This window comes from Bartonella sp. CM86QHHN (assembly GCF_042194695.1).
In the GTDB taxonomy this organism is placed as follows: Bacteria; Pseudomonadota; Alphaproteobacteria; order Rhizobiales; family Rhizobiaceae; genus Bartonella.
Genome location: NZ_JBHIND010000081.1, coordinates 74,918 through 85,398 on the forward strand (window position 1 = coordinate 74,918; position 10,481 = coordinate 85,398).

5 protein-coding genes and 1 rRNA gene are annotated in these 10,481 nt (G+C 37.8%); 1 reads left to right on the forward strand and 5 read right to left on the reverse strand.

Annotated elements, in window-relative coordinates:
- Positions 1–30: 30 nt before the first annotated feature.
- Positions 31–447: a hypothetical protein gene (locus tag ACFIKX_RS09330; protein WP_375621546.1), complete on the reverse strand. Its 417-nt coding sequence runs from the start codon at positions 445–447 to the stop codon at positions 31–33.
- Positions 448–489: 42 nt separating this feature from the next.
- Here ACFIKX_RS09330 and ACFIKX_RS09335 point away from each other — a divergent pair, with 42 nt between their 5' ends.
- Positions 490–894 (forward strand): flagellar protein FlgN, encoded by a 405-nt coding sequence (locus ACFIKX_RS09335; protein ID WP_273790974.1) that lies wholly within the window; start codon positions 490–492, stop codon positions 892–894.
- Between the two features lie 405 nt (positions 895–1,299).
- Here the strand turns inward: ACFIKX_RS09335 and rrf are convergent.
- The 4 genes from rrf to ACFIKX_RS09355 all read right to left on the reverse strand — a co-directional run.
- Positions 1,300–1,414 (reverse strand): 5S ribosomal RNA (gene rrf, locus ACFIKX_RS09340).
- A 1,352-nt stretch (positions 1,415–2,766) separates the two neighbouring features.
- Entirely contained in the window at positions 2,767–5,907 is a 3,141-nt protein-coding gene (locus ACFIKX_RS09345; protein WP_375627925.1) for an autotransporter outer membrane beta-barrel domain-containing protein, read from the reverse strand.
- Between the two features lie 135 nt (positions 5,908–6,042).
- On the reverse strand, positions 6,043–8,016 hold the full coding sequence (locus tag ACFIKX_RS09350; RefSeq protein ID WP_375627927.1) for an autotransporter outer membrane beta-barrel domain-containing protein: 1,974 nt from the start codon (positions 8,014–8,016) through the stop codon (positions 6,043–6,045).
- A gap of 140 nt (positions 8,017–8,156) precedes the next feature.
- Positions 8,157–10,481 (reverse strand): autotransporter outer membrane beta-barrel domain-containing protein (locus tag ACFIKX_RS09355; RefSeq protein WP_375627929.1); only part of this gene is annotated, 2,325 nt, incomplete at its 5' end.

Genomic DNA, 10,481 nt, shown 5'->3' on the forward strand with positions numbered 1-10,481 from the left:
CATAAGGTTATGGAGGGTAAAGTGCTTCTATCAGTAAAATGCTGAAATTTTTAATGGGCTTACGTCTTTATATGCTGCAAGATAGGCTGCGGTTTTTTGTCGGCAGATATTTTTTGTGGCTGAAGTTGTCGTGAAAGCATTGTTATTTTCTGTTGAAGATGAGCTCGTGATAAAATCGGCAAAGATAAAATCGGCAAGGCGAAATAGACAGAGCAAATATGGAAATTTCGATATTGCTGTAAGGTTTAAGTCTATAGCGTTTTTATGGATTAGTATAGCCGCAATGATGGTTTTGGAGCAAAGCAAGAAAAATATTTGAGAGAACGCGTTGAAAGTTGAAGTGGTATACGCTTTGAAGGATTGTCGTGCTGTTGTTTGAGCAATGTTTGCACCACGAGCTTGGTTGAGTGTATCAGCATTGAAGAGAACCTGTTTAGTCTCCCTCATTTGAAAGTAAGATTGAACAATAGTGTTGAAGGGGAAGTAAAAATGTCTGTAGTGCAATATGGTGATGATAGTTTTGCGGCAAAAGCAAAAGTTCTTGATAACAACCTTATTGATCGTGATTGGGCGATGACAAAATTTGTTGCTGCTGTTAAAGGATTAGCTCAAGTTGTTGATTATGAAAGCAATATGCTAGAGAGCAGTGGTGTTCCAGATTACGAAGAAATAAATTTGCGTAAAATACGTGGTTTGCGTGATCTTAATAAATCCATGAGTGATGTGAAGCGCTATATGAATCAAGATATTGAGCATGAGGTTGAAAGTTTGTTGTCTGATTTACAAGAAAAATTACAGCGTAATAGTGAATTACTTCAAACACATTTAAATGCAGTTAATGATCTTTCTAGAGCTATACAACTATCTGGACGTGCAAAAGAAATAGAGGAATGATCAAATCTGCTTAATACGGGCTGTTCTAAGTCATGACAATGATTAGGTAGGGCAGTTGATTTGGATAAATAGTGCGTTTAGTGAGTAGACGTGTTTTAAGTGCATTTTGGTATTTAAATTATTATCCTGATGTACTGTAAAACGCTGTTCTTAAAACAATGTCTTTTAAGGTGTCGTGATGTGAACCGCATGCGGTGAGAAGCTGGCTAGAAGAGAATTCAGAGAAGGCGGATTATTTACAGAGAATTGTTTGCAGACTAAGTCAGTAGGGAGCTTCATTTTTTAGTTTAGGGAGAGGCGCGATCAAGAGAATATTTAGACCAGCCTGTGATGCCTTAAAAACAGCTTCCTTGGGGCTGTGGTAATGTAAGGTTTATAATTGAGTCTTTTGCTTGCATTTAGCAGATCTGGCGGCGACTTACTCTTCCTTGCTTTAAGGCAAAGTACTATCAGCGCTGGAGTGTTTCACGGCCGAGTTCGGGATGGGATCTGGTGCGTTCACTCCGCCATAACCACCAAGTCAGCAAAAAGCATGAATGATGAAGAGTATGTGATGAATATTGCCTATAAGCTTCATGGAAATATTGTCCTTTAAAGTGTGGTGATATGACGCGGTTCGTTGTTTAAATCTATATGCTTGAGATAAAAATTAAAGCGGTTTATTATTTCCTTCTGCTGTTTTTAGTTTTTGTATGTCAGATTGGAGAGAGCATCCAGATCTGAGTGGATATAGTGCGTATATCTTTGTTGGCGTAATATTTGAAATGGGGAGGCAATCTCATTGGGAAAGAATAAAGAGGTAGAAATCAGCTTCCCTCTGTTCCGCCGTTCTTTAATTTAGCTTTATGTCTTTCAAAAGTATCTAAAGCACTATCTGTTAAATAATGAAGATTCCGCATTGTTTCACGCTTTTTTTATTGTGTTTTTTACTGCGGGCATGTCCTTCATGCACGACAAAATACTCAAAATAGAATGGATTTGTTATTCCTAATTCACGGCCTTGTTTTAAAGAGATATCTAAGCTCTCAAGTCTATTTCGTGATGGTGTTTGTGGGGCGGCGCAACGACATCTTTGATGCAACGGTGCTTGTGAATGGTATAATAAGAAAGTTCCCATGGAAATAATATAAAATCTATAGGGCGCGACCATCTTTATGCTTAATAAAAGAGCAAGTTGATATTGTTATATTTTTCAACACTGTCATATTCTTTGTTTGATCCCAATGTTGCTACAGCCCTTGGCACTTGAGATAGTTCATTAGAGGCATTTTTAATCCTTTCTTAATAGTTTTTTATCCCTATGGCTCTTCCCCCTTGTCACTTGTAAGAGATATGGTTTTTGTTGATTCAACATGGAACAGGTCTAAAATGAAAGAATCTGACGATATTCTGGATTCTCATTTAACATGGAAAACAATTAATTGTCTTTATAAATCAATATCTTGTCTTATAATGGAGCTGCTGTAGCATTGAGATTTTAGAGGAAAAACTTGCCTTTAAGAATTTATACCAGATACTAGTCTTTATAGCAGGTATATTAAATGTACATCATCTAAAATAAATGGAGCGTCCACAGCGAAGAAGGGGCTGACTTTTTTTAAATCGGCATAAATGCTTATTCTGTTGTGCTGTAAAAACATCATCGCTTGAGGTGTGGTGATAATATAAGACATAAAATTTTATGCATGGGGTATTTTGATGAGAGAATGTTATGGTATTTAGTTTTTTATTCAATATGCAAAAGAAATATTATAAGTCAAAATCTTCTTTGATGTGATAATGATTTTTGAGAATTAAAAAAATATATAAATTTAAATAAAAAAGCAGCACTTTGTGCTACCTTTTTTATTTAAGTTAAAATTAACTTCTGCTTTAGAAACGATAACGTATTCCGCCAGACAAATTGGTGCCAGATACACCGGCTTTTTGCAGTTTTTGCCGATAGCTGATATCGGCGTTTAGTACGATATTTTGAGAAAGATATGCATTCACCCCCATGCCTCCCTCAACTGAAGAGCCGGTAGGATCAACATGAAAGGTATCAGCAATTTTTATTGTTTTACCATCGCCAAAAGTTCTGATAACATTCATTTTACCATAGAAGGAAACAGCCTTGTTTTCTTCAACAGCCATTATCGTTTTTGTTAAACGTCCACCAAAACGGATCAACCATTGATGTGGATTGCCCATGTCTACTTTTAAGCCATTGGTATCTGAGAAAATATCAAACATGAGATTTTGATAAATGAATTGAGCTTGTGGTTCAAAGACAAGCCCTTTTGTATCGGTTGCTAATTTCTGACCAATGGTTGCAGATATATTAAGCATCTTGGTACCATCTAATTTTGCGGCATTCCCAACAAGAGCTGTGGTAATATTTCCTTTTAAGGTTCCGTAAGAAAGAAGAGCGTTGACATATATACCATTGCTATGCTGGATGCCGCTATAAGCGGTAAGTGACCATTTATCAAGCGTTGTCTTTTCAGAATCTTGCATCTCTTTTGGCGTAAAGGCAAGCTTTCCGTACGTTCCTAAAAGACCAAAATATGCGCTTATGTCTTTGCTTTCTAAGGCGGCTAATATGCCTCCTAATTGTAAGGCAGTATAGTTTACATCAGCACCATAACCATAGTGCAGTGGATCGCGGTTGGAAGATAGGGTGACCTTCTCGCCGTAGGAAGAGAAAAAGATACCATTCTTTTTATTGTCTTTTGCCCCAAATACTGTTGTTTGCATATTGTCTAACAACGTGTTTTGATTGTTTACATCAGTAAATCCAGCAGAAAATAAAGTATTAGATATGGTTAAATAGTTTGCTACCTGTGGTAAAAGGGCCCGAACTTTTTTGTCTTTATCAATGTAGGCATTCTGTAAGCGGAAATCCCAGAAATCACTATTCTTCTTGCCAAAAAGATTTTGGCTCTCATGAGATGTTCCAGGCTTATAGCCTGTGAGTACATATTTATAAGGTTGTTTCCCTATTGTCATATAGTTTCCTGCTAACGTGAAGGAATTTTCGTTTGCTTGTCCGGAAACTTGAATGATTGAAATTCCATGTGTCCCTAAAGGAAGAGAAGCCATCTTCTCTTCCCAAACAGCAGAGCTATCGGTTTGGAGATTGATGTGAACAACAGTACTTCCTGAGACATCACCATTAATCACAATGCGATCAGTTTGTTGTTCCGTGATAGGAGAATGTTTATCCCATTGAGTGTTTACATAAATCTCTGCAAGACCCGCTGTACTATAAATCGCTGCTGTGTGAGTTGTTTCGTCTTCTTGCGAAAGATTAGGTCCTATAAACAGAGTTTGATAATGTCCCTCAATGGGCTTGTCAAACATAATGGCACTGTTTGTAAGGTGCAATTCAGAAAGATTAGAGTATGATTTTTCATCAACACCAAACTGTCTATAGTCATTTAAAATATTATCATTATTTGTGGCATTTTTATTCGCCTTTACAAGCCATTTCGTCCTCTCTTTTAGATCAAAAACTGTTCTATTATCTTTAGAAGTTCTTACCCGACCTTCTAAAGAAGAGTGGTCTGCAACTAATGTAATGGTGTTTGTGGAGGCACTTTCGTTCTTGATATTTTTTAATAAAATATCGGCATGAACTTCTGAATTTTTAAGGTTGACTTCCCCGTTTACGCCTGTTCCATAAAGGTTGATACCGCTACCATGTTCAACGAAAAGCTTTGTATTCTCTAGGGTTACTTTATCAGCAATATTGGCTACATCTTGTTCTTGAACGGCATTGGTGTTCCTTTCAGCATTGCGTGTATATCGTTTTCTAGGGGCATTATACGGATTGTTGCGGAAAATAATACCGTCTGCTTCATAATTTCCCGTGACATGGACGCTTGAATCCTTAAGTTTGATTGTGCCCTCCATGTTTACCAAACCAGCTGTTTCTGCTGTTACAGTAATGCCTGTAGCATCAATTTCTCCACCATCTGATACGCTTAGTGCAATAAAACGCGCATCAACTGTTCCCCCTATCATGTTGACTTTTGAATTATTTCCCTCTGCATGTACAGCAAAACCATTGTCTTGAATTTTTTTGTTATGTAGCGTTATGATCTTACCGTTTTTAGCTTCAACTCCAGCGCTTATATCCTCAATTTGTGTAGACTTTTCAGGTTGTTTTATTGGTGATATTGGTTTTTCAATCTCTGATTTTTCAGATATTTTTTGTGCAGATGAAGATTGCACTGGCGCTGGTTTTGCAGATTTTGGTGGTACCAGTAATGTTGGTTTTTCAGTTTCTACTCTTAAAGATATTGGCTGTGCGAGTTCTGGTTCATTAGATGTTGGTATTTGCTCTGTTGTTGGTTTTGTAGGTTCCGTTCTTGTAGGTTCAGACTTTGTAAGTGCTGGTTGTAAATTCGGTGAAGGTTGTGTAGGTTCTGGCTGTGAAGACACAGCAGAATTCGATAGTGTTTTTTCGCTGGAAGAGTCTGCAGAAGAGGAGGGCGCCCCTGAACGTCTTCTAGATTTTGCTTCCATTCCTGTTGTTGAAGATTGTATAATAGGAGTGTTTTGTGTTGTAGGGTTAGATTGTACACCTTCTGTAACTTTAGTCTTTGGTGTTTGTGTACTTCCTTGACTAAGATCAGAGTTTTGTTTTGAAGAAGAAATTATATTTCCAGCTGAATTTCCTTCAAGTTGTGTTTTGGGAGGTAGAGTGCTTGTAGAAGTAGGCGTTGTAAGTTTACTTCCTGTAGAAATAGGGCTTGCGCTCGTTCTTGTGGAGCTAGGTGCTGTAGGGGGAAGGAGGCCATTAGGGGTTGAAGATGGATATGATGGCATAACTTGTCCGATTCCATCATATAGATCTTTATACGGATCAAAAACTCCGGATAGATTTATTTGTGACTTGACACGAGCAGGTTGTAGAGAAGAAGAATCTATCGTTGTTGATGGATTTGTACTATGAATAGCATAAGACATACTGGTGAAAGAACAAAACAGAACTCCAGAAACTGTGTATAGTAAGAAGCTTTTTTTCATATGGATGTATTCCTAAAATATTTCTCCCCTCTCTCATAAAAAATAAAACTTTGGCCTCATTATGTCTCTTTTGTAAGAGACAAAACGAAACATAATGAGAGCGCGTTATATTTCAAGATAGGAATACAAGTATTTTTAAAAGTGATAGCGCATTCCAGCGGCAATATTTATTGCAGAGATGCCAGCTTTTTTGAATTTATGTTGATAGCTGATATCACTATGAAGCTCTATATTTTGCGATAAGTGCGCCTGAATACCAAAACCACCTTCAATTAAAGATTCCATAGCAGCAAGCGAAAAGTTTTCACTAAAAGTTTTGATCATGTTCAGTTTTCCGTAGAAGGAAAGGGCATGGCCTTTGTTTTGTGTCAAACGTCCACCAATACGGAGCAACCATTGATGAGGTTTGCTTATGTCTATTTTAGAGTTATCGTCATCTGAGAAAGAGCTCTTATCTGATAAAGAACCAAGCATGAGACGTTGATAAACAAGTTGTGCTTGCGGTTCTAGGATTACACCTTCAAAACTGGTTGACAGTTTTTGACCAACAGTTGCAGCGGCTCCTAATGTTTTACTATTCTTCACTTTTGAGGTATGTTTGATGAGAGCTGTAGCGTGATTTTCTTTGAAAATTCCATAAGAGAGAAAGGCACTTGCATAGATGCCACTGTCATGCTGAATATTTCCATATGCGGTGAGTGACCATTTATCAAACATATTTTTTTGAAAGCTCTCCTTGTTTTTAGGAGTAAAAGACAATTTCCCATATGTTCCGAAAAGACCAAAGTTGCTGCTGATATTTTGATCTTTTAGCGCTATTAGTGTTGCTCCTGCTTGCAATGCAGCATAGCGAATATCTGCTTGGATACCATCTTGTTTTGCTTGAACCTTAGAAGAAAAGGTGCTTTTATTGCCATAAGAGGATAAGAAAACGCCTCTCTCTGGATGATCTTTGGGTTCAAACATTGTTATTTGCATATTGTCTAACAAGATATTTTGATTGTTGACATCACTAAACCCAACAGCAAACATCGCGATAGGCATGACTAAAGAGCTTTCTTCTTGTGGTGTAAGAATTGTGCTTTTTGCTGTCCCATTAAGAGAAGTAGAAGTTGCAGTTGCTTTATCATCATCTGTAAGTTTAGAGGTGCTCTCTGTAGCCGCGGTAGCAGTATTTCCAACCTTTGGGAGCAAATTCATATGCGCTTTTGCTGATGTATTAAGAGTTGTTTTTGATTCCGAGGAAGTGGTGTTTGTTTGGGGATCAATATCAGATTGCGAATTTTCATTTATTGTAGGCCGTGTAATTCCATGCTTTGTTCTTGTGGATGAAGTGCTCTTTGGAGGAGGGGATGTTTTTTCTTTTCTCTCCACGTTGGTTATTCCATCCGCGTTCAAAGTCTCTAATACTGCTTTGCGTAAAGCATCAGAAAGTTCTTTGTTTTGTCCTTGTAAGGCAGTATCCACTTGTGCCGCCTTATGTAATATTTCTGCTGTATTTTGCAGTTTGTGCCAATCACGATTGTCTTGGCTTACCCATTGTTGGTGTGCAGCATTAACACGCTGTTGGTTATCAGCTTCAAGGATTGCTGCCGCCTTTACGGCATCGGAAACTGCTTTGTCGTAGCCACGTAATAAATTTTCTCTTGTTTTTAATCGATTCTGACGTAATTGTTCAAGTTTTGCTCTGGCTTGCATCATGATTTGCATATCTTGATGGTGTTTGTTTGCCATGGCTTGGGCACGTATATTATCCATTTCACGGTTCACCACGTTTATATGAGCACCAGAACCATAACGACCTGCACCTGCAAAAGAGCTGTTAATCGTATCTCTTACACGATCCATATGATTTTCAAGTGCTTGGTTGAAGTGCGCATTATCTTCCATCATGGCGCCAGAGGCTATCTTCTCAAGATTCTTTTCTGCTTGTGTTGGTGTGTTTATTAAATCAATGGCATGGCGATATTGTTCAGGTAATTTCATAATCCCTTCAATGGCATGGCGTTCCTGGGGGCTTAGAGCAGAGGCGGTGCTGGTAGATGTGAAATTAAAAGAAGAAAAAAATAAAGCACAAGCGGCTGTACATAACAAAAGATTCTTATGCATAGAGATGTTCCTTAAGATATTTTCTTTATTTTGCTAAAAATGAACCACTTTTTGACACATTACGGTTTTTTGTAATGTAGTTAAGCAGCACTGTTTTCATCTCAGCGCTGCTTATGCGTCAAAATAGAGAGCTAAGATTTCTAAAAGCGATAACGCATTCCTCCGGAAAAATTAATTCCAGAGAACCCAGCTTTTTGAAGTTTATGTTGGTAATTAACGTCAGCATGAAGTGCGATATTTTTAGAAAGCTGCGCGTTAATGCCAAGCCCACCTTCAAGGGAAGAGCCCATAGAATCGAGATGGAAAGATTCCATAACATCGATAGTGCGCTCCTCACCAAAAGCTTTGATGACATTCAATTTACCATAAAAAGAAAGAACACGATCTTTTTCAATAGGAAGCATTGTTTTTGTTAAACGCCCTCCAATACGGACCAACCATTGATAAGGGGGCTTTATATTAACTTGGAAGCCATCAATATCTGAAAGAGTGCCAAAGGCAATATGTTGATAAATAAGTTGTGCTTGTGGTTCAAAAGACAACCCTTCAACACCAGTTGCTAGTTTTTGTCCAACGGTAGCTGATATATTTAATGTATCCGTATTGTTTAATTCTGTGGTGTTGCCGATAAGGGCTGTTGTAATATGTCCGTTTAAAATGCCGTAGGAGAAAAGTGCATTAATATAGAGACCATTGTCATGGTGGAGATTCCCATATACCGTAAAGGACCATTTATCCAATATGCTTTTGTCAGAACCTTCCATGTCCTTTGGCGTAAAAGCGAGCTTTCCATATGTGCCTAAAAGACCAAGATTCGCGGTTATATTTTGATTTTCTAACGTTGTTAATGTCATGCCTGCTTGTATAGCAGCATAGTGAACATTAGCACCATAACCATATTCCAATGGACTACGGCTGGAAGATAACGTCATCTTGTTGCCATAAGTCGATAAAAATATCCCTTTTTGTTTATGACCTTCTAATCCAAAAACTGTTGAGTGCATATTATCTAACAGTGTATTTTGATTGTTTATATCAGCCAAGCCAGAGGAGAATATTGCATTATGCATAACCAAATAGCTTGCCATTTGAGGAACAAGAGCTTTGATTTTTCCTTCATCATCAAGAGTCGCATTTTGTAGACGGAAATCCCAAAACTCTTCACTTTCTTGCAAGAGACTTTGCTGTTTGTCAGCTCTCCCACGGCTGGATGTTGGTCCATAGCCATTTAATACATATTTATAGGGCAATCCACCCATTGTAGTGTAGCCATTTGCCAGCGTGAAGGCGGCTTCCTCTGCTTTTCCAGACACCTGAACAAGTGAGAGACCACGCGCATTCAAAGGAATTGAAACTTCATCATTATCGAATGGTTCTGCACGCTTTGAAAGATTGTTGAAATAGATCGTTGTGGTGCCTGAGACATTACCATGAACGAGAACACGGTCAGTTTTTTGTTGTTCTTTTATAAGACCATTACTCCATTCGGTATTAAAGTAAATCCTTGCGTTGCCCAATGCATTGTAAACCGTTGTTGCATCGGAGCTTCTGTTTTGCTCTGCTTTCGCAGCTTCAGCTGTTGGCTGTTTTCCCACATGCAAGGTTTGATATTGATTGTCTGCTAGTTTATGCGGCGCATTAAATATAATAGAGCTATTATTAAGGTTCAATACTGAGACAATAGACTGTGCACGTTGTTTAATATCAGTGAGCAAGTATCCTTTAGAGCTGTCAAATTCTTTGTCTACTTCAAATTGACTAATCTTTAGGGACCACTTGCTGTTATTGTTGAGAGTAAAAATCGTTGTATTTTGAGGTAAAGTCTTTGCTCGTCCTTCTATAATCGAATTGTCAGCGCTTAATATAAAAGTGCGAGGATCGATATCTTTTGAGTTTTCTGGGATTTTATTTTTTAATAATATATCAGAACGAATTTCTGAACTTTTAAGTTCTACCTCAGCAACAGATTTTGCATAATCTGGTCCTAGAATACCAATACCATTTTCAACAAGAAGTTTTGTGTTGGTAAGAATTGCTTTATTGATAACTTTTTCGCCCTCTTTTACTTGGGAACTTGGGATGTAATCAAAAAGGATACCACGACTTTTGTGATGTCCGGAAACATTTATGATTGAATCTTCAATATGGATGATGCCGTTTGAAATTTCTAAACCACGGGAATTTGATTTTCCTACAGTTTTTTTAGCATGAATACGTCCACCTGTTGTTGCGGTAAATAAATTTGAGTCTGAACGCATTGTTGAATTTGTAATGGTGATAAAGGCTTTGTCATCAGCAACCACTGTTGTATATGCGCTGCGGATAAAAACGTTATTAAAGGTTTTTTCTTCTCCTGCTTTATCCGCACGAGCCATAACCATTGTAGGAGCTGATGTATTTGCATAAGTTGAACCGAAATGAGAAAAAATCAAAGTTCCAGCAATTGTACATAACAAAAAATTTTT